The organism is Faecalibacterium sp. AF10-46 (assembly GCF_003604105.1).
In the GTDB taxonomy this organism is placed as follows: domain Bacteria; phylum Bacillota; class Clostridia; order Oscillospirales; family Ruminococcaceae; genus Faecalibacterium; species Faecalibacterium taiwanense.
In genome coordinates, this window is sequence record NZ_QVGY01000004.1 from 98939 (window position 1) to 122587 (window position 23649).

18 protein-coding genes and 2 tRNA genes are annotated in these 23649 nt (G+C 59.0%); 9 read left to right on the plus strand and 11 right to left on the minus strand.

The features are described from left to right. Nucleotides 1–2: 2 nt before the first annotated feature. Nucleotides 3–78, minus strand: a tRNA-Val gene (locus DWV57_RS06395). Between the two features lie 6 nt (nucleotides 79–84). Further along, nucleotides 85–160 (minus strand) — tRNA-Gly (locus DWV57_RS06400). A 341-nt stretch (nucleotides 161–501) separates the two neighbouring features. Here DWV57_RS06400 and DWV57_RS06405 point away from each other — a divergent pair. Next, entirely contained in the window at nucleotides 502–1344 is an 843-nt protein-coding gene (locus tag DWV57_RS06405; RefSeq protein WP_044954207.1) for a sulfide/dihydroorotate dehydrogenase-like FAD/NAD-binding protein, read from the plus strand. A 1-nt stretch (nucleotide 1345) separates the two neighbouring features. Next, entirely contained in the window at nucleotides 1346–2740 is a 1395-nt protein-coding gene (gltA, locus tag DWV57_RS06410) for an NADPH-dependent glutamate synthase (protein ID WP_005945766.1), read from the plus strand. 82 nt (nucleotides 2741–2822) lie between these two features. Here gltA and DWV57_RS06415 read toward each other — a convergent pair whose 3' ends face one another. Both DWV57_RS06415 and DWV57_RS06420 read right to left on the minus strand, forming a co-directional pair. Further along, entirely contained in the window at nucleotides 2823–3479 is a 657-nt protein-coding gene (locus DWV57_RS06415; RefSeq protein ID WP_097777587.1) for a sortase, read from the minus strand. Between the two features lie 80 nt (nucleotides 3480–3559). After that, a complete protein-coding gene (locus DWV57_RS06420; protein WP_120020295.1) occupies nucleotides 3560–4543 on the minus strand; it encodes a Na/Pi symporter in 984 nt (327 codons plus the stop codon). Between the two features lie 201 nt (nucleotides 4544–4744). Between DWV57_RS06420 and DWV57_RS06425 the strand changes: the two genes are divergently transcribed. Genes DWV57_RS06425 through DWV57_RS06435 form a run of 3 tightly spaced genes read left to right on the plus strand, consistent with a single transcriptional unit; the run spans nucleotide 4745 to nucleotide 9367 of the window. Then, complete coding sequence (locus tag DWV57_RS06425; protein WP_243112315.1) at nucleotides 4745–5251, plus strand: MarR family transcriptional regulator; 507 nt, start codon at nucleotides 4745–4747, stop codon at nucleotides 5249–5251. After that, nucleotides 5248–7554, plus strand: coding sequence for an ABC transporter ATP-binding protein (locus DWV57_RS06430; RefSeq protein WP_120020297.1), 2307 nt, complete (start codon nucleotides 5248–5250; stop codon nucleotides 7552–7554). The genes DWV57_RS06425 and DWV57_RS06430 overlap by 4 nt, the downstream gene beginning before the upstream one ends. 1 nt (nucleotide 7555) lies before the next feature. Further along, nucleotides 7556–9367 carry an ABC transporter ATP-binding protein gene (locus tag DWV57_RS06435; protein ID WP_120020298.1) on the plus strand — a complete coding sequence of 604 codons (1812 nt, stop codon included), beginning with the start codon at nucleotides 7556–7558 and terminating at the stop codon, nucleotides 9365–9367. Between the two features lie 85 nt (nucleotides 9368–9452). Here the strand turns inward: DWV57_RS06435 and DWV57_RS06440 are convergent, their stop codons facing one another. Next, nucleotides 9453–10376 (minus strand): LysR family transcriptional regulator, encoded by a 924-nt coding sequence (locus DWV57_RS06440; protein WP_120020299.1) that lies wholly within the window; start codon nucleotides 10374–10376, stop codon nucleotides 9453–9455. A gap of 171 nt (nucleotides 10377–10547) precedes the next feature. Between DWV57_RS06440 and DWV57_RS06445 the strand changes: the two genes are divergently transcribed. The 4 genes from DWV57_RS06445 to DWV57_RS06460 all read left to right on the plus strand — a co-directional run bounded on the left by DWV57_RS06445 (nucleotide 10548) and on the right by DWV57_RS06460 (nucleotide 16515). Continuing rightward, nucleotides 10548–12578, plus strand: coding sequence for an FAD-binding protein (locus DWV57_RS06445; RefSeq protein ID WP_120020300.1), 2031 nt, complete (start codon nucleotides 10548–10550; stop codon nucleotides 12576–12578). A gap of 201 nt (nucleotides 12579–12779) precedes the next feature. Next, entirely contained in the window at nucleotides 12780–13700 is a 921-nt protein-coding gene (locus DWV57_RS06450; protein WP_120020301.1) for a MoxR family ATPase, read from the plus strand. Further along, nucleotides 13700–15454 (plus strand): hypothetical protein, encoded by a 1755-nt coding sequence (locus DWV57_RS06455; RefSeq protein WP_120020302.1) that lies wholly within the window; start codon nucleotides 13700–13702, stop codon nucleotides 15452–15454. Before DWV57_RS06450 ends, DWV57_RS06455 begins: the two co-directional genes overlap by 1 nt. 308 nt (nucleotides 15455–15762) lie before the next feature. Beyond that, on the plus strand, nucleotides 15763–16515 hold the full coding sequence (locus DWV57_RS06460) for a hypothetical protein (protein WP_120020303.1): 753 nt from the start codon (nucleotides 15763–15765) through the stop codon (nucleotides 16513–16515). A gap of 48 nt (nucleotides 16516–16563) precedes the next feature. Here DWV57_RS06460 and DWV57_RS06465 read toward each other — a convergent pair whose 3' ends face one another. The 6 genes from DWV57_RS06465 to DWV57_RS06490 form a co-directional block, all read right to left on the minus strand. Further along, the gene (locus DWV57_RS06465; protein WP_120020304.1) at nucleotides 16564–17847 is read right to left on the minus strand and encodes an amidohydrolase family protein; all 1284 of its coding nucleotides are present in this window, start codon (nucleotides 17845–17847) and stop codon (nucleotides 16564–16566) included. A 133-nt stretch (nucleotides 17848–17980) separates the two neighbouring features. Continuing rightward, a complete protein-coding gene (locus DWV57_RS06470) occupies nucleotides 17981–18943 on the minus strand; it encodes a transporter substrate-binding domain-containing protein (RefSeq protein WP_120020305.1) in 963 nt (320 codons plus the stop codon). Nucleotides 18944–19015: 72 nt separating this feature from the next. Further along, on the minus strand, nucleotides 19016–19765 hold the full coding sequence (locus DWV57_RS06475; protein WP_120020306.1) for an amino acid ABC transporter ATP-binding protein: 750 nt from the start codon (nucleotides 19763–19765) through the stop codon (nucleotides 19016–19018). Between the two features lie 6 nt (nucleotides 19766–19771). Beyond that, nucleotides 19772–20446, minus strand: coding sequence for an amino acid ABC transporter permease (locus DWV57_RS06480; protein ID WP_005945729.1), 675 nt, complete (start codon nucleotides 20444–20446; stop codon nucleotides 19772–19774). After that, the gene (locus tag DWV57_RS06485) at nucleotides 20427–21086 is read right to left on the minus strand and encodes an amino acid ABC transporter permease (protein WP_118526105.1); all 660 of its coding nucleotides are present in this window, start codon (nucleotides 21084–21086) and stop codon (nucleotides 20427–20429) included. Before DWV57_RS06485 ends, DWV57_RS06480 begins: the two co-directional genes overlap by 20 nt. 445 nt (nucleotides 21087–21531) lie before the next feature. After that, a complete protein-coding gene (locus tag DWV57_RS06490) occupies nucleotides 21532–23643 on the minus strand; it encodes an S-layer homology domain-containing protein (protein ID WP_120020307.1) in 2112 nt (703 codons plus the stop codon). Nucleotides 23644–23649: the final 6 nt, after the last annotated feature.

The following is a 23649-nucleotide window of genomic DNA, read 5'->3' on the forward strand; positions in this document are numbered from 1 at the left end:
AATGGTGGAAGTTAACGGGCTCGAACCGCTGACCCTCTGCTTGTAAGGCAGATGCTCTCCCAGCTGAGCTAAACTTCCACAAAATGGAGCGGCCGACGAGGCTCGAACTCGCTACCTCCACCTTGGCAAGGTGGCGCTCTACCAGATGAGCTACGGCCGCACATTCCATGTGTTCGTGCCGGGTTGTTTACCGGCGACGCTGATTATTATACCGTACCGCCCGGCAATTGTCAACCACAAATTTGCATTTTCTGCAAAAAAGTTGGAAACCCGCCTGTCTGTGTTCAAAAGGCTTCACTTTTGCGGGCTTCACCTGTGTCATTATTCAAGTCTGTCATAACATACACGAAGAAAATTGATTTGCTTTCCCTTTTGTAAACCGTTATAATGGAACGTGTCATTTTGTCGCCTGTAAAAGCTGCGTCTGTTATGCCGCCGAGGGCATACAGGCGCGTTTTCGTGCGCAGAAATAGGAAAAGCCAGCATAAAGGAGCAAACACAATGTATAAGATCACTGAAAAAGTCGCGCTGAATCCCACCGTGACGAAGATGGTCATTGAAGCCCCGCTGATCGCCAAAAAGGCAAAGCCGGGCCAGTTTATCATTGTGCGCCCGTTTGAGGACAGCGAGCGCATCCCCCTGACCGTGGCCGGTTACGACCGCGAAAAGGGCACTGTGGACATCATTTTCCAGATCGTGGGCGGTACCACGATGGAGCTGAACAGCCTGCAGGTGGGCCAGAGCGTCCACGACTTCGTTGGCCCGCTGGGCCGCGCCACCGAGGTGGAAGGCCTGAAGAAGGTATGTGTCGTGGGCGGCGGCGTAGGCTGCGCCATCGCTCTGCCCATTGCCCGTGAGCTGCACGAGCAGGGCTGTGTGGTGCACAGCGTGGTGGGCTTCCGCAATAAGGACCTGCTGATCCTTGAGGATGAGTTCAAAGCCTGCAGCGATGAGCTGCGCATTATGACCGACGACGGCAGCTATGGCACCAAGGGTGTTGTTACCGCTGCACTGGACGAGCTGGTGGCCGCCGGCAACCAGTACGATCTGGTCATCACCATCGGCCCGCTGATCATGATGAAGTTCGTGGTCAAGACCTGCCAGAAGCATGGCCTGAAGAGCATCGTTTCCATGAACCCCATCATGATCGACGGCACCGGCATGTGCGGCGGCTGCCGCCTGACCGTGGGCGGCGAGACCAAGTTCGCCTGCGTGGACGGCCCCGACTTTGACGGCGATCTGGTGGATTTTGATGAGGCAATGGCCCGCGGCACCATGTACCGCCCGTTTGAGGCACACGCCCGTGAAGCGGCATGCAATCTGCTCAATCAGGAGGTAAAATAAGATGGCTTTCAATATGGACCCGAAGAAGTGCCCCATGCCCACGCAGGACCCCAATGTGCGCAACAAGAACTTTAAGGAAGTTGCACTTGGCTACACCGAAGAAATGGCCGTGAACGAAGCAAAGCGCTGCGTGCACTGCAAGAACAAACCCTGCCAGACCGGCTGCCCTGTGGGCATCGATATCCCCGAGTTCATCGGCCATGTGGCCGAGGGCGACTTTGAAGCCGCTTATCAGGTGATCAACCGTTCCTCTTCCCTGCCTGCCGTCTGCGGCCGTGTCTGCCCGCAGGAGAGCCAGTGCGAGGGCAAGTGCACCCGCGGCATCAAGAACGAGCCGGTGGGCATCGGCCGCCTGGAGCGCTTTGTTGCTGACTGGCACCGTGAGAATGTGCACACCGCCCCCATCGTGCCCGAATGGAACGGCCACAAGGTGGCCATCATCGGCGCAGGCCCTGCCGGCCTGACCGCCGCAGGCGATCTGGCAAAGCTTGGCTACAAGGTCACCGTTTACGAGGCCCTGCATGTGGCCGGCGGCGTGCTGATGTACGGCATCCCTGAGTTCCGTCTGCCCAAGGCCATCGTGCAGCAGGAGATCGACGGCCTGAAGAAGATGGGTGTTGATTTTGAGTGCAATATGGTCATTGGCAAGGTGCTCACCATCGACGAGCTGATGGACGAGTACGGCTACGAGGCCGTGTTCGTAGGCTCCGGTGCCGGTCTGCCCCGCTTCATGGGCATCCCCGGCGAGAGTCTGAAGGGCGTGTACTCCGCCAACGAGTTCCTGACCCGCTCCAACCTGATGAAGGCTTATCTGCCCACCAGCAAGACCCCCATCCGCACCGGCAAAAAGGTCGCCGTTGTGGGCGGCGGCAACGTGGCTATGGACGCTGCCCGCAGCGCCCTGCGTCTGGGTGCCGAGACCGTGTACATCGTCTACCGCCGCGGCATGGCTGAGCTGCCCGCCCGTAAGGAAGAGGTGGAGCACGCCGAGGAAGAGGGCATCATCTTCAAGACCCTGTGCAACCCTGTGGAGATCCACGCCAACGACGAGGGCTTTGTCAAGTCCATCACCTGCATTGAGATGGAGCTGGGCGAGCCGGATGCTTCCGGCCGCCGCCGCCCCATCGAAAAGAAGGGCAGCGAGTTCGAGCTGGATGTGGACACGGTCATCATGAGTCTGGGCACCAGCCCCAACCCGCTGATCCGCTCCACCACCCCGGGTCTGGAAACCAACAAGCACGGCTGCATCGTTACCGACGGCGACGACGGCAAAACCAGCCGCGATGGTGTGTACGCCGGCGGCGATGCCGTGACCGGCGCAGCCACCGTCATCAAGGCCATGGGCGCAGGCAAGGCTGCTGCAAAGGCCATTGACGAGTACATCCAGAGCAAGTAATCCCCTGTGAAGGTGGGCACCGTCCACTGAATACCGGATATGAAAAATCCCCTGTGCCAGTGCACAGGGGATTTTTTGCATCTTATTCTGCGGTCTCCGTTGTGAGCGCCGGGTAACCCGTCCGCACGCACCGCACAGCGCACCGGGCGCTGCCGCCGGTGGTACAGGTAAAGAGGGTCAGATCCCATTCATCGGACTCCTCCGTCTTTTCGGTCATTTCCTCAATTTGCGTGGGCTGCAGGTTTTCCACATAGGAGACCTCGTAGGTCCAGCGCATACCGTCCATATCCGTAAAATAGACCTGCGCGCCCTCGGTCAGCCACTTGATGGGGCTGAAATGCTTTGCATAGTTGTGGGCGCAGACCACCATGTTATCCGCATAGGTAGAACCGGAGTAACGGCCCGGTGCGATTTTCAGGCCCGCATAGCTCCACTGGCTCATCACCGGCAGTTCCAGCTCGATGGACGGAATGGACAGATAGCCGATGTAATCCCAGCCGTTCAGTTCGGTCACGGTCATTTCCTGCGTGGGGTCCAGCTCCGGCTGCAGCGCCACGGTATCCGATTTTGCTTTTTCCTCAATGGCAGCGTTCAGGGTCTGCTCCAGCTCGCCCAGCACCTCCTGCGAGGCCTTGTCTGCACGGGATGCATCCCACTTGTTATAGGCCAGCAGGGCTGCTGCCGCAAGGATCAGCAGCGCGCCCAGCACCATACACACTCTTCCGATTTTCTGTCGCATAGCAATGTTTCCTTTTTGTTCTGCAGTAGGTTTCATCCCTTTCAGTATATGCGCAATTGGTATGTTTGTCCAGTAAAAACTTACCGCACTGCCCGGTCCGGCACAAGGCGGCACACAAACCGCACCATCAGTGGGGTCAGCGGCAGCCACACCAGCGTGCACACCACATTGAACAAGGTGTGCGCATTCGCGATCTGCCGGGCGATCACGGCAAGCTCCGGCCCTTTGGGCGAAAGTGCAGCCGTCAGCCGCACATACAACGGCAGACCGGCGCAGAACACCGCCGCGCCGGTCAGATTGAACACTGCATGGGCCACAGCCACCCGCTTTGCGTCCCGGCTTGCGCTCAAGGATGCCAGCACTGCCGTGATGGTGGTGCCGATGTTATCGCCCAGCAGTACCGGCAGCGCACCCGCAAGACCCAACAGACTGCTGCCGTCCAGCCCGGGGCGGGCTGCGAAGTTCTGCAGCAGGGCAATGGTAGCCGAGCTGCTCTGCACTGTCAGGGTCATGCCAAGCCCCGCCAGCAGCCCCAGCCATGGGTGCTGCCGCACCCGACTCAGCCAGTGCACAAACACCGGGCCTTGCGCCAGCGGTTCCATGGCAGTGCCCATATCAGCAATGCCCTCGAACAGCAGGCCAAAGGCGAACACCGCCCGGCCAATAGCCCGGCCCTTCTGCCCTGCACAGGCAAAGCAGAGCAGCAGCCCGGCCAGCAGCACAAGGCCGCGCACATCTTCCAGCCGGAAGGCCAGCAGCTGTGCGGTAACGGTGGTTCCGATGTTGCAGCCAAAGATCACCGGGACCGCCTGCCGCAGGGTCAGCAGGCCCGCACTTACAAAGCCCAGCACCATCACCGTGACTGCCGAGCTGCTTTGCAGCACCGCCGTGACCGCAGCCCCCGCCAGCACGCCCCGCACCGGGCTGCCGGTCACAGCGGCCAGCAGGCTTTTCAGGCGGCTGCCTGCCGCTGTTTCCAGACTGTGGCTGAGCGCATCCATGCCGTATAAAAACAGTGCCAAGCCGCCAAAAAGTGTAAAAATTCTTGTCAGGTTCTGTTCCACTGCCGCCGCCCTCCCGCAGAAATGTTTCTTATTCTATTTATGCAGCTGCCGGGCGGTTCAGGCTTTCTGCCGCCCTCCCCTTTTTGTGAACTTTTTTAAAATTATCCTAAACTGCCCTTGCATTCTGGGTGCGGGAGGAATATTATTGTCAGGCGTTAATAGTTAACAGCCGTTAAGCATTTTGCAATGAGGAGGGATAGAATGTTGAACGAGACCGAAGCCGCCGCGAGCTTTCACGGTTTGTGCCATTTTTGGGGACGGCTGAGCAAGGCGTCCCGGGCCGGCATGAAGGCGGCTCTGCGGGGCTGTCCCAAGTGCCACTTTCCCATGCTGGAGGGTCTGGCTCACACGATCCGTACCCGCGGGCAGAACGGAGCGGTGTATGTTTCCGATTTTGCCCGGGAGGCACACCAACCGCTGCCAGCCATCAGCCGCAGCCTGCGCCAGCTGGAACAGGACGGCCTTGTTCTGCGCGAAGCGGACCCGGCTGACCGGCGCAAAACGCTGGTGCTCATCACACCGGAGGGCTACGCCGCCTGTGCCCGGTGTGAAGATGCCCTCAGCGATTATTTTGCCTGCGTGATGGCCCGGCTGACACCGGAGCAGGTGCAGCAGATGAACGTTTTGCGCGGCGCACTGATGGATGCCATTCTTGCGGAAAACGCTTCCCGTGAAGCAAAAAACAACGAAGGGAGAACCGAACTATGACGAAAATTTTCAAGCAGCTGGCCCGGCACTGGGCCGTCTGTCTTGTGGTGTTCGCGCTGCTGTTCGTGCAGGCGTACTGCGATCTTTCGCTGCCGGACTACACCAGCAGGATCGTGGACACCGGCATCCAGCAGGGCGGCATTGAAAGCCCCCTGCCGGAAACGATACGCCAGAGCACGCTGGACGCCCTCACGCTTTTGATGAGCGAAGAGGACGCCGATGCGCTCCAGAACGCCTACGGGTATTATCTTCAGGACGACGGCGTGCTGAAGCTGCGCACCGACCTGACCGATGACGAGCGCACCGCGCTGGAGGATGCCGTCACCACGCCGGACATCGTGCTGTATATGGCCGCCGCGCAGGCAGCGAACGCCCCTGCCGGGCAGGACACCATGGGCATGACCGGCCTTGCTGACATGCAGGCGGCATCCTCTGAGAGCACCACCACGGATAGCGAGACCGTCACCCCCACTGCCGAAGATCTGGACACCGTATGCGCCCAGTTTGCCGCTATGAGCCAGATGCCCGGCTTCACCCGCAAAGCTGTCCAGCAGCAGCTGGCCGGTGCTTTTGCCAGTCTGGATGATACCCTGATGGAGAACCTCAAAAGCCAGTCCATGCTGCTGGTGCAGCTGGAATACGAGGCACAGGGCATTGCCCACGATGTGCAGATGCGCTACCTTTACCGCGTAGGTGGCCAGATGCTGGGCCTGACTTTGCTGATGGTGGCTGTGTCCATTGCGGTGGGCTTCCTCGCCTCCCGTGTGTCCGCCGCCATTGGCCGCGACCTGCGCCGTGAGACCTTTGCCAGCGTCATCGGGTTCTCCAATGCAGAGATCGAGAATTTTTCCACCGCATCTCTCATCACCCGCACCACCAACGACATCCAGCAGGTGCAGTTCGTCTGCGTCATGCTGCTGCGCATGGTGGCCTATGCGCCCATTCTGGGCATTGGCGGCGTGCTGCATGTGCTGAACAGCAGCACCGGCCTTTCCTGGATCATCGTGCTGGATGTGGCCGTTCTGCTGCTGCTCATCCTCTTCCTGATGAGTGTGGCCATGCCCAAGTTCAAGATCATGCAGAAGCTGGTGGACCGGTTGAACCTCGTCAGCCGCGATATTCTGACCGGCATCATGCCGGTGCGTGCCTTCAGCCGTGAAAAGTTTGAGGAGGAGCGCTTCGACAAGGCCAACAAAGACCTGATGAGCACCCAGCTGTTCACCAACCGTGCCATGGTTGCCATGATGCCCTTTATGACCCTCATCATGAACGGCACCAGCCTGCTGATCGTCTGGTTCGGCGGCAAGGCCATGGACAACGGCACCATGCAGGTGGGCGAGATGATCGCATTCATCACCTACACCATGCAGATCGTCATGTCCTTCCTGATGCTGGCCATGGTGGCCGTCATGCTGCCCCGCGCCGGTGTGGCTGCGGAGCGCATCGACGAGGTGATCCGCACCAGGGCCACCATCAACGACCCGGACGAAGCTGCTGCAAAGCCCGCGCAGGAGCACGAAAACTGGCAGGGTGAGGTAGAGTTCCACGATGTGAGCTTCCGCTTCCCGGGTGCGGACAGCGATGCGCTGGAGCACATCAGCTTTACCGCAAAGCCCGGCGAGACCACCGCCATCATCGGCTCTACCGGCTGCGGCAAATCCACCCTGCTCAACCTCATCCCCCGCTTTTATGATGTCACCGGCGGCAGCGTGACCGTGGATGGCATCGATGTGCGCAATATGCCGCAGGCACAGCTGCACGATCTGCTGGGCTATGTGCCCCAGAAGGGCGTGCTGTTCAGCGGCACCATCGACTCGAACCTGAAGTTCGGCGGGGAGCACATCACCGATGCCGATGTAAAAAAGGCTGCCGCCATTGCGCAGGCCACCGAGTTCATCGACGCAAAGCCCGAGGGCTACCAAAGCCCCATTGCACAGGGCGGCTCCAATGTGTCCGGCGGCCAGAAGCAGCGCCTTTCCATTGCACGTGCCATTGCCAAGGACCCCAAAATTTATCTGTTCGACGACAGCTTTTCTGCCCTCGACTTTAAGACCGATGTTGCCCTGCGCCGTGCACTGAAAGCCCAGACCGATAACGCTACCGTTATCATTGTGGCACAGCGCATCTCCACTGTGCTGCACGCAAACCAGATCCTGGTGCTGGACGAAGGCCGTCTGGTGGGCAAGGGCACCCATGCCCAGCTGATGGCTTCCTGCCCGGAGTATCAGGAGATCGCCCGCAGCCAGCTGAGCCAGAAGGAGCTGGACCTCGAATCTCTGAATACCGAAAAGGAGGGTGAGTGATATGCCAAGACCCGGACGCATGACGACCGAACGCGCCAAGGACTTCAAGGGCACCCTGCTGCAGCTTGTGCGCACCCTTGGCCGCTACCGCCTTTCGCTCGTTACCGCCATTGTATTTGCCATTCTTTCTACCATCTTCAACATTGCAGGCCCCAAGGTGCTGGCAAAGGCCACCACGGCTCTTGCCACCGGCTGGATCGCCAAGCTGCGCGGCACCGGCAGCATCGACTTTGTGTATATCGGCCGCATCCTGCTGTTTTTGCTGGGCATGTACCTGCTGAGCAGCGCCTTCAGCTTTATTCAGGGCTGGCTCATGACCGGCCTTTCCCAGAAAGTCTGCTACGACTTCCGCCGCCAGATCAGCGAAAAGATCAACCGCCTGCCCCTTGCATACTTTGAAAAGCGCACCGTGGGCGAGGTGCTGTCCCGCATCACCAACGATGTGGACACGCTGGGCCAGAGCCTGAACCAGAGCATCACCCAGCTCATCACCAGTGTGACCACCATGATCGGCGTGCTGGTCATGATGCTGTCCATCAGCCCGAAGATGACCCTGATCGCCCTGCTGATCCTGCCGGTCTCGCTGGTGCTGGTGCTCATCGTGGTCAAGTTCAGCCAGAAATACTTCAAGGCACAGCAGGCCATTCTGGGCGTTGTGAACGGTCAGGTGGAAGAAGTCTACTCCGGCCACAACGTGGTCAAAGCCTTCAACCGTGAGGCCGTGGTGCTGAACGACTTCAACGCCGCCAACGACAAGCTGTATGAATCTGCGTGGAAAAGCCAGTTTCTCTCCGGCCTGATGATGCCCATTATGAACTTTGTGGGCAATCTGGGCTATGTGGCAGTGGCCATCGTGGGCAGCATTTTTGCGGCAAACGGCACCATTACCATCGGTGACATTCAGGCCTTCATCCAGTACGTCAAGAACTTCACCCAGCCCATCCAGCAGCTTTCTCAGGTGTCCAACATGCTGCAGAGCATGGCCGCTGCCGCTGAGCGGGTGTTCGAGTTTCTGAACGAGCCGGAAGAGGATCAGCAGGCAGACCCGGCCCGCCGGGCCGACCCCGGCTGCATCAACGGTCAGGTGACATTCAGCCATGTCCGCTTCGGCTACACCCCGGACAAGACCGTCATCCACGATTTCAGCTGTGAGGTCAAGCCCGGCCAGAAGGTGGCTATCGTCGGCCCTACCGGCGCGGGCAAAACTACCATGGTCAAGCTGCTCATGCGCTTCTATGATGTAGATTCCGGTTCCATCACCCTGAATGGCCACGATGTGCGTGACTTTGACCGCAGCGCTCTGCGCGAGGGCTTCGGCATGGTGCTGCAGGACACATGGCTGTTCAAGGGCACCATCATGGAGAACATCCGCTATGGCCGACTGGATGCCACCGACGAAGAAGTGATCGCCGCCGCCAAGGCTGCCAACGCCGACCACTTCATCCGCACCCTGCCCGGCGGCTACCAGATGGAGCTGAACGAAGACGCTTCCAACGTGAGTCAGGGCCAGAAGCAGCTGCTCACCATCGCCCGCACCATTCTGGCCGACAACCGCATCCTGATTTTGGACGAGGCCACCAGCAGCGTGGATACCCGTACCGAGCAGCGCATCCAGACCGCCATGGACCGCCTGATGGAGGGTCGCACCAGCTTTGTGATCGCCCACCGTCTTTCCACCATCCGGGATGCCGACCTCATCCTTGTGATGCGAGATGGCGACATTGTGGAGCAGGGCACCCACGACCAGCTGATCGAAGCAGGCGGCTTCTACGCCGACCTGTACAACAGCCAGTTCGAGGACGTGGTGGAGTAAAGAACTTTTCCCTTTTTGAATGATTCCCTTATCAACACCGCCCGGCAGTTCTCCGAACTGAGAACCGCCGGGCGGTGTTTCTTTTTTATTCCTGAATCGCTTCCAGCTTCAGACCGAACAATTTTTCCGCAAGGGGCGGCAGCTGCTGCTGCAACGCGCGGGCATAGGCCATTACCACCGGATCTTCGCGTTTTTGCCCCAGCACGATGCCAAAGCGGTGTCCCCTGCCCCAGTCCAGCACCCGCACAAAGCTGAGATCCGGTCTGCGGTAATAGACCGCCGGGACCATCTTGAGCGCCGGGTCCCCATAAGGCGCACTGCGGATGCCGCCCACCGGCGTAAATTCCACCCCGCGTTCCATCCCCTCCTGCAGCAGACTTGTCTCGTAGACAGTCTGGTACATCTCCTTGATGGGTAGCCAGCGGTATTGCAGCGCCTGCTCCAAACTCAGCCTGCCCACCGGCATATCGGCAGGCGGGTGGATGGGGATGCAAAGCTCCGGCACATAGAACAGCGGCACAAAGGTAAGCCCCTGCGCGTAGAACTCTGCGCTTTCCAGCTGAAAGGAAAGATCCATCTCCCCTTTTTTCAGGCTGCGCCAGATTTCGCTGCGGTTGGCGCACTGCCCCAGAATGGGCGTGTATTGCAGGCACAGGTCACTGGTGAGGGAAAACACATCATACATGAACATCCGCATCGCCTCGTGACAACCGGCGATCTGCAGATGCCTTTCCGGTGGGTTTGCCTGCTGCTGCACCGCACGGGCATGGCGCACTGCCTCCTGATACAGGGCCGTCAACTGCTTTGCCTTGGGGTAAAAGTCCCGGCCTGCCGGGGTAAGGATCACCCGACGCGGCACATGCTGAAACAGTTCAAATTGCAGCTGTCCTTCCAATGTGCGGATCTGCTGCGAAAGTGCCGACTGCGAAAGATACAGCGCCTCTGCCGCTGCCGAAAAGCTGTCCATCTCTACGATCTTCACAAATCCTTCCAGTGCACTCTGGTTCATCTGTGCGTCCTCACCTTCTCACATTAGGGTTTGCTAAATTATAATATAACAAATTTGAATTGTAAAGTGTGCCGCTCTACGATACAATTGTTAAAGATTCAGCAAAGTGGTTTTTACCTTGCTGCGTGATGAGAAGAAAACAAGAAGAGAAAAGAGAAAGAGAGCGTACCTATGAATAAGATTTCCCGCAAGGGCTTTCTGAAGATCGCTGCTGCCGCCGCCATGAGCGGTGTCACTGCCGGCGCACTGGCTGCCTGCAATTCCGCCTCCAGCTCCACTGCCTCCGGTGCTGCCGGTCAGTACATCCCCGGCACCTACGAGGGCACCGCCGAGGGCATCTCCTCCACCGTCAAGGTCACCATGACCTTCTCCGACAGCGCTGTCACCGATGTGGTGGTGGACACCTCCGGCGAGACCGCTTCCTTCGGCGCTGCCGCTGCCGATGAGCTGCGTGAGCAGCTGCTTTCTGCGGGTTCTGCCGAGATCGACGGCGTTTCCGGCTCTACCATCACCTCCGACGCCGTGATGAAAGCTGCCAAGAGCTGCTACGCACAGGCAAAGGGTGAGGCTGTGGTGTCCAGCGTGCAGCTGCCCACAGGCGACGCAAACGACTGGCTAGGCAAAGAGCCTGAGATCGATGAGGCTGCCATCACCGAGACCGTAGACACCGACATTCTCATTGTGGGTGCAGGCAACGGCGGTATGTTTGCTGCCGCCTATGCAGCTGCAAACGGCCTGAATTTCCGCGTTATTGAGCAGAATGCCAACGTACAGGACACCCGTCACTGGTACGGCGCGATCGACTCCGCTGCTGCCAAGGCTGCCGGTGAGCAGCCCGCCGACCGCGCCAAGCTGCTGAGCGAGATCTCCCGCTATGCCTCCGGCAAGTGCGACCAGCGCGTCGTCAAGACCTGGATCAACGAGTCTGCCGCTATGCACGATTTCATGCGCGGCATTCTGGAGGACAAGTACGGCTGGGTGTGCGATTTCACCTCCGGCAGCGAGGCTGCATGGCCCGCAGAGAACGCGGAGCACAACACCGACTACCTCTTCCCTGTGCAGGAGCACAACTACATGGCAAGCGAACGCGAGTCCGGTCTGGCTCGTAATGAGCTGCTGCTGCAGTACATTCAGGAGCTGGGCTACGATGTAGACTTCAAGACCAGTCTGGCCAAGCTGGAAAAGAACAGCGAGGGCCGCATTACCGGCATCATCGCCCAGAGCACCGAAGATGACCACTTTATCCGCTACAACGCCAACAAGGGCGTGCTGCTGGCATGCGGCGGTTTCCCCGGCAACCCCTACATGATGGAGCAGCTGGACCCGCTGGGCACCAGCGTAACCACCGCCTGCTCCTACTCCCCCGCCGACAAGGGCTACGGCATCCGCGCTGCTGTATGGGCCGGTGCCAATCTGGACAAGGAGGCCGCTCCCATGCTGTTTGACCGCGGCATCGTGGCTCCCGGCGTGGATGGCGGCTATGTGGACAGCGACACTGCCTTTGGCGGCAAGGCCTTCCCCGGCAAAATCCGCCAGTACAACCCCGGTACCCAGCCCTTCCTGAAGGTGAACCGCAACGGCGAGCGCTTTGCCAACGAGAGCAGCCCCTACAACGATATCGTCTACGCTGCTGCCCACCAGCCGGGCCGCGTCTACGCACAGATCTGCGATGCCAACATTCTGGAGGACGCAAAACGTTTCCACACCATCGGCTGCTCTGCCCAGACCCGCAACGGCGGCGAGAAGTACATTCAGGGTAAGATGGACGAGGCTATTGAGGCCGGTGCATTGTTCAAGTGCGATACGCTGGACGAGCTGGCTGACAAGATGGGCTTTACCGGTGCTGCCAAGGACACCTTCCTTGCTACCGTGGAACGTTACAATGAGCTGTACGACAAGCAGAACGATGAGGATTTCGGCAAGCCCGCTTACCGCCTGAGTGCCATCCGCACTGCGCCCTTCTATGGCTGCTGGCTGGGTGCCTCTCTGCTGACCACCGAGCAGGGCATTGCCATCAACGAAAAGGGTCAGGCGCTGGACACCAATAACCAGCCCATGGAGGGCCTGTATATCACCGGTGATATGTCCGGCAGCTTCTTTGCCAACAACTACCCCTGCCTGATGGCCGGTGTAGCCATGGGCCGCACCCTGACCTTCGCCATGAAGGCCGTCAAGCAGATGGCGGGTCTGGATAACGCCTGATTCAGCGCGGTTTTCCGGCACAACTTAAGCGTTTTTCCATTTCTTCTTTCTTCATGAAGAGAGGCGGTCCCTGTTTGGGGCCGCCTCTCTTTGCCATTTTTTCGCCACCCGCCCCCTACACAAATCCCCACGATTGTGCTATGATAAAGCTGAACAGCCGGTTTGTGCCAGACAACCGGCAAAATCGAGGTGTTTGTACAAATGTCTGATCTCCTTGAAACTCTGCAGCAGGAAGGGGTAGACCCCGCTCTGCTGGAAGCAGTCCAACAGTACCGCGCTGCCCATGCCCTGCCGGACGCACTGCGCCCACGCATTCCCTCCCCTGCCTTTACTTATTATGGAAAGGATGTGTGGGAGCAGGCGCTGGCGGCGCTGCTCTGCGGCGAAAACCTGCTGCTGGCAGGCGGAAAAGCCACCGGCAAAAACGTGCTGGCCGAGAATCTTGCCGCCGCCTTTGGCCGTCCTGCGTGGGACATCTCCTTCCATGTGAACATGGATGCAGCATCCCTCATCGGTATGGACACTTTTGCGGACGGTCAGGTGGTGTTCCGGCCCGGCCCGGTATACCGCTGCGCCCAGTGCGGCGGCTTTGGTGTGCTGGATGAGATCAACATGGCCAAAAACGAAGCGCTGGCCGTGCTGCACGCGGTGCTGGACTTCCGCCGTGCCATCGATGTGCCCGGCTACGACCGCATCCCGTTGGCGGAGGAGACCCGCTTTATTGCCACCATGAACTACGGTTATGCCGGCACCCGTGAGCTGAACGAGGCCCTCACCTCCCGTTTCGTGGTCATCCAGATGCCCACCATTACGCAGGACGATCTGGAAAAGCTGCTGCGTACGCAGTTCCCCGATCTTGCTTCCAAGTATGTGCGCCAGTTTGCACTGTTGTTCCTTGACCTGCAGAAAAAGTGCGACAGTGCGGAAATTTCCACCAAGGCGCTGGACCTGCGCGGCATGCTGGATGCCCTGCGGCTGATCCGGCGCGGCATCCCGGCAGGCGCGGCACTGGATATGGGCATCACCAACAAGGCCTTTGACTCCTACGAGCAGGGCCTGATCCGTGATGTGATCGCAGCGCGCATTCCGGCCAAGCTGGATGCCGCCAAGCTCTTTGGCTGATGGACGCCCAGAGTTACACCGCGCAGGAGCGGCGTGCGGCCAATCAGGTCTGGGCTGCTGCAGGAGCCTATGGCTTTGAGCCGCTGTTTCTGGCCCGCTATACCGACGGCACCACCGATTTTTACATGAACACGGTCGTGGGCCTCATCCACAAATATTACGGTGACGCGCTGATTCGCAGCGTCTTTGACGCATGGGACGGTGATCTGCGGCAGACCATGCTGGACGACATGACATGGCTGTATCTGGAAAATGCAGCCTATCGGCTGGAGCTGCCCCGCCGCCCGGTTCTGGAAGCGCTGCGCCATGCCCATGCAGATTACTTTTTTGCGATTCAATACAAGCTCTCCCGTCAGGAGTGGATGGCAAAAAATCAGCTGGTGTACACCATGCAGGCTGCACGCTGGCGGCGTGTGCTGGGCCGTGCCGACCCGGTGATGACCCCTTACGAGTCCGGCCTTGCCGCCGCGCTGGCCCCGGAGCATGTGCCGGAGCCGGAACAGCTGAAAGCCGAAATTTTATTGATCTACGCAAAATTCAACCTGTTCGACGGCACTGTGCACCAGAGAGCAGCTTTGCATCTGCATCTGGACGGCCTGCTGGCAAAGCTTGCCACCAAAGCCATGCCCACCCAGATGATCAAAACGGACCGCGTGACCGTGGAGCACTCAAGCTCCGTGGATGCTGTGGGCGGCGGGCTGGCGGTGGACAAGCGCCGGGCCCACATCACCCTGAAGCAGGATGCCGCGCAGGACAGAGCCTACATCGAAAGCTGCTTCGGCCGCTCTCTCTACCCGCCGGAACGGCTGCGCAAGGCTGAGCAGGAGCTTTGCGTGGGCGACCATCTGGGGTGCCATTTGTGGTTCAGTGCCGGTGTACCAAGCCCGGAGCAGGCTCCCACACCGGAAGCAAAGCATCTGGCCGAACAGGCTGAACTTCAGGCTGACCGCAACCGCGCTTATTACGCCAAAAATCGGGAACTGCACCGCAGTGTGGTGCTGCGGCTCACCGAGCAGATCCGCAACTGCATCCTTGTGCACCAGCAGCCCAACGCCCGTGTTGCCCGCAGCGGCAACCTGAACGCTGGGCGCATCTGGCGCGCACCACTTTTGAACGATGACCGGGTGTTTTTGTGTGCCGAGGAAGAGAACCAGCCCTCTTTTACGGTAGACCTTTTATTGGACGCATCCGCTTCCCGCCTGCACTGTCAGGAAGTGATCGCGGCTCAAGGATCCATTTTGGCCCAGAGCCTTGCGGCCTGCGGTATCCCGGTGCGGGTGTCCAGCTTCAGCAGCCTGCGGGGCTACACCGTACTGCGGGTGCTCAAAGGCTTTGCAGACAAAAACCTGCAAAACATCAACCGATATTTTGCTTCCGGCTGGAACCGTGACGGCCTTGCCCTGCGGGCCGCAGGCGACCTTTTGCGGTTTGCGCCCGGTCCTGCGCCGCGGCATCTGCTCATCGTGCTGACGGACGCTTCGCCCAACGACAGCCGCCGCATCCCGCCCAGTGCAGAAAACCCGCTGGGCTGCGGTTACGAGGACGCTGCCGGTGTGGCTGACACTGCCGCGCAGGTGCGTGCGCTGCAGCGCATGGGCATCCGGGTGTCGGCTGTGTTCATGGGTGAGGACAGCTCTGCCGGTGCCGCTGCACAGATCTACGGCAAAAACATGGCCCGTATCCGCGGCATGGACCAACTGGCCCGCGCGGCCGGGCGGCTGATCCAGAACGAGATTCGTGAACTGGGCGATTGAACCATATTTTACCAGAACAGCCCACAGATGGGAGGCTTTGGCCTTGCCGTCTGTGGGCTGTTTTTGATACAGGACACAACTGATTCACTCTTGTAACAACCATGTTTCGGGTCACTGTTGCAGGATGCGCGGAAATATTTTGTTTTTCTGCAAACTTATAGTTGTTTTTTGTTGCAAAGTATGCTATACTATGTTCAGTCAATAAAACATTCCTGCGTAAGCCGCCTGCTGTGCACCGGGTCGTTTGGCGCAGTGCCCACCCGTTATACAACGAACTGCTGTGTTATAGTTTCAGGAGGGAACCGATCATGGATGCCAACCGTTATTTTGATGCCATGCACAACGCTATGTCAGCTCAGCACCCCGGTGCGCAGCTGCTGTTAACGGTAAAGCTGCAGGACACCTGCGGCAACGATGCCTGCCTGGAGCTGAAGCAGCTGCCCGGTGAGAGCACCTCCATTCTGTGCTACTCCACCATGGGTCGCCGCTGCCTGAACTTCCAGCTGTTCCGCAAGGGCTGGCAGCTGTGCCACAACGCCGATGGCCAGCTGGTGGGCCGCTTCCCTTCCAGCGCCGACGGCCTAATCGACGAGACCGATTTCCGCGCCTACTGCCGTGAGGACAGGCTGGATATGCCCCGCACCCAGCGCATCACCGCCGAGCTTCGCCAGTGCGCCGGTATCAATTATCAGGGCAGCATCCCGCAGAACGCCCGCACTGGTGCCGTTATTACCGTGGAGAGTTTTGTAGGGGCCGGTGCCCGCTGGACTTACTGGAGCCAGGATGTTCTGCCCAGCCTGCCGCTGGGTGCCATCCTCTACTGGCTGGCGGATCATCTGGCCGGTGCCGAGCGCCGCACCCTGCAGGCCGACCCGCAGGCAGCCCGCCTTGCCGCCCAGTGGCTGGCCGGTGATACAGCCGTGTTCTTTCATCCGTCGGTGCCGATGACCGCCATGAATACGGTCTCTTCCGGCTCTGCGCCCGCACGCCGCCGCACCACTGTGCCCGCTGCCCGCAACAAGAGCTGGCAAAGCATCATGGCTGTGATGGCAGGCATGTGAACGAAAAAAGCAAGGAAAGACCGATCGTCTCTCCTTGCTTTTTCAGTATTATTCGAGGTACGGGTCCAGCAGGGCATCCACCGTTTTGTTCCGCTTGGGGTTCGGCTTTTTGATCACATGGCCGCGGCAGACCACCAGTTCCAGATGCTGCAGCGCACGCAGGTCTTCCAGCGGGTTGTGCTTTGTCACAATAAAATCTGCGCTCTTGCCCGGCTCAATGGAACCGGTCACGTCTCCTACTCCGGCCAGCTGAGCATTGCGCAGGGTGGCCGTGTACAGGGCGAACTGGTTGCTCACACCGCAATACTTATGGAAATAGCACAGCTCCCTCCAGAAATCATACTGGGTGATGTAGGGGCAGCCCACATCATTCCCTAATCCCACCGGGATGCCGTTGGCAAGGGCGGTCTTTGCGCTTTCCACCACGCCGTCAAACACGATCTTGCCGTTATACTGGTCCTTTTCCGATGCGCCGGAAACCGCCGTATCAAACAGTGCGTAGGGCAGCGCCGGGGAGATGGTGGTGCACACAAAGGCTCCCCGCTCCTTGTAAAGCCGGATGGTCTCATCATCCATCTTTGCGCCGTGCTCAATGGAATCCACGCCGTTTTCCAGCGCCACCTTTACGCCTTCTGGCGACTCGGTGTGTGCCGCCACGGTATAGCCCAGCTTGTGGGCCTCGTCGCAGACGGCTTTGACCATTTCCGGTTTCATCTTCAGCTCACCGGGGGTTCCCTTTTCGGTGGCATCCAGCACGCCGCCGGTGATCATCAGCTTGACAAGATCCACCTTCTGTCCGCTGGCCTTTTTGAGCTGAGCCAGTGCTTCGGTATTGTTATGGGCCGCAACTGCCACCGAGCCTGCCATATGTCCCCCGGGCACCGAAATGCCCTCGTTGGCGGCAAGAATGCGCGGTGCCAGCAGCTTGCCAGCTGCAGCATCATCACGGCAGCGGGTATCAAAATCTGCAATGCCGCCCACGGTGCGGATGGTAGTCACACCACCCAGCAGTTCCAGCTTCGCGTAGCTGCATACCAGCCTGTAGGCCACTGCACGGGTCAGGCCGTTGCTCAGAATTTTGCGCACCAGCGCAGCATTGTCCTGCGGCTTTGCGCTGGGCTTGCCGTTGCCCGCCAGATGCACATGCAAATTGACCAGACCCGGCATGATATAGCTGCCGTGCAGATCGATGACCTCACAGCCATCCAGATCCACGCCCTCATCGGCAATGGCAGTGATCTTATCATCCTCGGTCAGCAGGATTTTGTGCTCTACCGGCTGCATCTGCTCGGTGCCATCCAGCAGGATCCCGTTCGTATAGGCACGTTTCATTGGGAACATCCTCTCTTTTTCAGTTTTTCGGACAGGAGTTGTTTTGTTCCAGTATAGCACGTTCCGGCAGATGGTGCAATGCAAAAACGGGCAGGAAAGGTTCAGCCCTCTCCTGCCCGCTCGGTGTTTTTATTTACTGTGCGGCTGCGCTGGAAGCTGCTTCGGAAGCAGCAGCCTCAGAAGCTGCTGCCCCGCTGGCAGCGGTCTCGCCGCCCTCGACCACCAGCTCGTCCTCGAAGTCGGTGCCGTAGGTATCCACCAGAGTCTCCTCATAGTCCTTGTGGAAGAAGTTCTCCTCGCCCAGAGCCTTGATCTCCTCGTTCAGCCAATCCAGAACGGTGGTGTTGCCCTGGCTCACAGCGGGAGCAATGGTGTCCTGACTGCCCAGAGAGGGAATGCCGACCGTGTAGCCGGTGTTCTGCTTTGCAAATGCAATGACCTCGGTGTTATCGTTGGCCCATGCCACGCCGTTGCCGTTCTCCAGTGCATTCTTGGCCGTTGCATAGGAATCGTACTTCTGCAGCGGAATATTGGGGTACTCCTTGGTCAGGTAGGTCTCAGCAGTGGTGCCGGAAATGACGATCATCTGGTCGTCAGCGTTCCAGTTGTCCAGAGTGGTGATAACGTTGCTGTCCGGAGAAATGACACCCAGTGCAACGTTCATGTACGGCAGAGCGAAATCCACTTCCTCTGCGCGCTCGGGGGTCACGGTGAAGTTTGCCAGGATCACATCCACCTTGCCGGTCTGCAGATACTCGATACGGTTGGCAGCCTCGGTAGAAACAAAGTTGATCTCTACGCCCAGATCCTCGCCCAGACGGCGGGCAAAGTAGACATCATAGCCCTGATACTCGCCGTTCTCATCCACGTAGCCGAACGGGTTCTTATCGGAGAAGACACCGATGTTGATGGTGCCGGACTCCTTGATCTGATCCAGCGTGCGGTAGACCACGCTGCTGCCGGATGCTGCGCTGCCAGATGCTGCAGTTGCGGTGGAAGCAGAAGAAGAGCCGCCGCATGCGGTCAGAACGGCAGCAGCGGATGCTGCGCCCAGACCCAGCAGGAAGGAACGACGAGAAATTTTAGACCGTTTCATAATGGATTCTCCTTTACAAAATCTTTCCCATTTGGCTGCGGAACACCCGCAGCCTTTATCTTGATCTGTGACTCATTTCACAGCATCAAACGTGAAGGTGCGCAGGAAGCGCTGTGCGCGCTCAGTCTTGGGCCGGTCAAAGAACTCGGCCGGTGCAGCTTCTTCCACGATTTTGCCGCCATCCAGAAAGATGACGCGGTTGGCAATGGCGCGGGCAAACTGCATTTCGTGGGTGACGATGATCATGGTCTTGCCCTGCTTGGCAAGGTCCAGCATAACGTCCAGCACCTCGCGCACCATTTCCGGATCAAGGGCAGCGGTCACTTCATCAAACAGAAGGATCTCCGGGTGCATACACAGTGCGCGCACGATGGCAACGCGCTGCTTCTGTCCGCCGGAAAGCTCACGCGGGTAGCTGTTTTTCTTGGCAAGCAGTCCCACGCGGTCCAGCAGAGCTTCGGCCTCCTGCTGCACTTCCGCTTTGGGGCGCTTCTGCACCTTGGTGGGTGCCAGAAGCACATTGTCCAGCACCGTCATGTGCGGGAACAGCTCGTAGCTCTGGAACACCATGCCGATGCGCTGGCGCAGCTGGGTCAGATTTTTACCGCCGTAGGCAACGGTCTCATTGCCCAGCCGCACCCGGCCGCTCTGGGTGGGCTCCAGGCCGTTCAGGCAGCGCAGCAGGGTGCTTTTGCCGCAGCCCGAAGGGCCGACTACCACGATGACCTCGCCGGACTTGACGGCAAAGCTGATATCATCCAGCACGGGGGTCTCGCCATAGGCCTTGATCAGATGTTCAACAGTCAAAATAGGTTCTGCCATGTACGGTCACTTCCATTTCTTTTCAAGATAGGATGCCAGCAGACTGATAGGCCAGCATACGAAGAAATATAACACGAAAACCGTGAGATAAATGCCAAACGCTGCGTTGGGGCTGGCGGTGCGGTTGGCCTCGATGATCTGCTGTGCTACCTTGATCACTTCCACAACACCGATCATCAGCACAAGGCTGGTGGTCTTGATCATGCGGGTGATCAGGTTGATGGACAGCGGGATCAGGCGGCGCACCGTCTGCGGAATGATGATGTACCAATAAGTCTGCGCACGGCTCATGCCAAGGGCCTCGGCACTCTCATACTGGTGCTTCGGAATGGCGATCAGCGCACCGCGCACAAGGTCGCTCATTTCTGCGGTGCCCCACAGCACAAACACGATGATGGATGCCGTCTCGCCGGAAAGGTTCCACCCAAAGGCACGGGTGGTGCCGAAGTAAACGAGGAACAGCAGCACCATCTGCGGCATGATGCGGACGAACTCCAGATAAAGCCGCAGAACCGCCTTGATAACGGGGTTGCGGGAGGTCATGAGCACGCCCAGCAGGATGCCCAGCGGCAGGCTGATGATCACCGAGACGGCACTGATCTTGAGTGCAACGCCAAGGCCGCCCAGCAGGCGGGCCATGTTTTTGCCCTTGAACAGGACATCAAGACCCAAATCCAGCATAGCGCAGCCTCCTTTCGATCAGGCTGCCCACAATGGACACCGGCAGCAGAATGATAAGGTAGAACACCACCAGCAGGAACAGACATTCGATGGTCTTGGAATACATGCCGATGAGATCCTTGGCCGTGAACATCAGGTCCATCAGGCTGATGGCGCTGAACACGCTGGTCTCCTTGAGCAGGAAGATCACATTTGCCATGAAAGCCGGCATACTGGTGGACATGGCCTGCGGCAGAATGATGTAGCGCATGGTCTGCCAGCGATCCATGCCAAGGCTGTAGGCGCTTTCCGTCTGAATCGGCTCAATGGCTTCCAGACCGCTGCGGAACGCTTCGGCCATGTAGCTGCCGCCCAGAAACGCCAGACCGGCAATGCCGCAGATCTCGGCATTGGTGCGGATGCCCACCTTGGGCAGGCCATAATAAATGAAGAACAGCTGCACCAGCAGCGGTGTGTTGCGGGACAGCTGGATGTAGACACCCACGATCTGCCGCAGAACGGGCACCTTGTCATACTGGATCACTGCGCAGGCAAGGCCAATGATGATGGCAAAAATGATGCCTGCAACGCCCAGCCGCACGGTAAGTACAGCGGCTTTCTGGTAGAGCGGCAAATATTGCTGGATCGCATTCCAGTCCATTGCCGGATTCCTCCCTTGTATCCTGATTTGCGGGTCAAAACAAAACGCCCGGAAGCTCCCTCTTCAAGTAAGCTCCCAGGCGATCAGCGACAGATCCTTCTGCGTGTTCCCACACAGAATATGCAGATATGCTCACACGGCATACCATACTGCAGGGCGGCCGGTCCGGGAAGCGTTTGCGGTACAACAACACATTGCGCAACAACACATCATAGCCGTTTCCTCCCTGAATGATCTCAATTTTCAGATTTGCTCGACCCGATGCACGTAGTTTACACCCCATTACCCATTATGTCAATATGATTATGGGGCTTCTTTCGATTCTTTGCTCATTCAGCCTAAAAACGTATCATTCCATGTACAAATTTTATTCATTTTTCAACTTGACCGTATGCGTCGTGCGGACAGCAAAAAGCCCTCCCGTCGGGGGAGGGCCGGGCCGGATTCAGTTTTTCCTGACCGCGATCAGCACGCGGATCTTGCTGCCTGCTGCGCGGCCGTCATTATCAAACCAGCCAATGAGGGTGTAGTCCTCGCCGTTCACCTGCGAAAGGGTGGTGGGATAGTAGGTACCCTTATACCACAGATACACCTGCATATCGTCGGCAGTCTCGTACTTCTTGCCGCCGCTCATCACCGAGGCCGCGCCCACCTTGTCGATCACGGCAGGCATCAGCTGCCGCATGGACTTGACCTTGCCGGAAGTGCTGATGCCCACAGCAATGCCGCCCGCCAGCACCGGGTACTTGGTGCTGGTCTTGTAGGTCGTCTGCTTGCCGTTCACGTAGCACACGTAATCTGCACCGCTTCCCAGATAGTTGAGCACAGTGCTCAGACCGCCGCTGGTGTTAGCTGCGCCCAACTTGAGCAGATAGCTTGCCAGCTTGTCGGTGCTGCCGGTCACGCTTTCCCACACACTGCTGCCGATGCTTCCGTCCACAAGGCCCCACAAAAGGTCGCCGGTGCTGGGCAGCACGATCTCGGCCACATCGCCTGCGATGGAAGCTGCATCGGTGCTGGAAGAGGTGCTTGTGGTGGTACCGGTCGTCGTTCCGGTGGATGTGGTGCTACTGGAAGAGGTGACATTGTTGATGAGGTTTTTCACGTCGTCCAGCACGCCGTAAGTCCACAGATCACCCGTGACATCGTTCAGGATCAGGCGATCGATCTGACCGTTCTCATTGGTGGTATAGTAGCGCACATCAGCATCCGAAAGTGTTACCCCCGATAGGCGGCTGGGACTTACCGTCCCAGCCACACCCTCCGAAGTCGTATCCAGAATTTCCACGCCGTCCGCAAGGGCTGTTTCGCCCAGAGCGGTACCGTCTGCATTGATCGTACCGGAAGTGCCCTTTTTACCAATGGCATCCACCTGCTCGCCGTCGGCGTTCACGGTGATTTTCACCATCCAGCCGGCCGGGTAGTTCAGGTCCTTGGCCACGCTCACTGTGCGGGTGATGCCGTCGGTGCACTTCACTTCCACCTTCTGCTGCACGTCCGCGCCGTTTTCTTCCACAAGGCTGCGGGTGGCCGTCTGCACTACGCCGTAGAACACTTCGTCTGCGGCATCACCGGTCAGCACGGCAACGGCTTCGTTGTTCATGCCCAGCAGCAGGGTGACTACCTGACCCACGCCGCCGCCGTTCAGGCTGGACAGCTGGGCTGCTGCCGAGGAGCTTGCAATGGTGTAGCTGGTGCCAGCCACGGTAACAGATGTGGGTGCGCTGGCGCTGGGCGACACCGCCGTGATGCGGCCTGCCGCCTTGCGGGTGTAGACCCACACGGTCTTTGCACTGGCATTATAATAGTACACATCATAAGCGGACAGCTGGGCGTTGGTGCTCACGCTGTCGTTGCAGTAAACGGCCTCCGGCTCAAAGGGCAGGCTTTCGCCTTCCGATGCCACAAAGGGGCCTTCCAGATTGCTGAGCAGGATGGACGAAACATCCACCTGACCATTCGTCACCGTAAAGCCAAGGGTGGTACCGTACACACTGCCGCTGGCCGTGTTTGCGGTGAGGGCGTTGTACAGCAGGATGGCTCCGTCTTCCATGGTCATGGCCTGACCCTGGGTGCGGCTCAGATTTGCACGCAGTCCGATGGCGTTTGCCTTGTTCAGCTGTGCTGCGGGGAAGCCGCCGGTCAGGGTCGTCACATCATAGCCCAGCAGGGTCAGAGCGGCGGTGCAGGCTTCTTCCAGCGTCACGGTTTGATTCGGGCGGAAGGAGCCATCGGTATAGCCGCTCATCCAGCCCTGCTGCACTGCAATGCGGATATAGGGCGCATAAGCGCTGCTGCCGTTCACATCAGTATACAGAGTGCCGATGCTGCCCTGCGTATTGGCGTTATCGTGGTAGGCGGAAAAGGCCACCAGCAGCTTTGCCAGCTGCCCACGGGTGAGCGGCGTGCTCAGCCCGGCAGCTTCCTCGGTGGAGAAAGCGCCCAGCGTTACCGCCGTCTGCACCGCCGTGTTGGCGCCAGCTGCCGATGCGGGCAGCACCAGCATGGACACGCCGATGCACACCGACAGCAGCAGTGCGAGGAATCGTTTTTTCATAGTTGC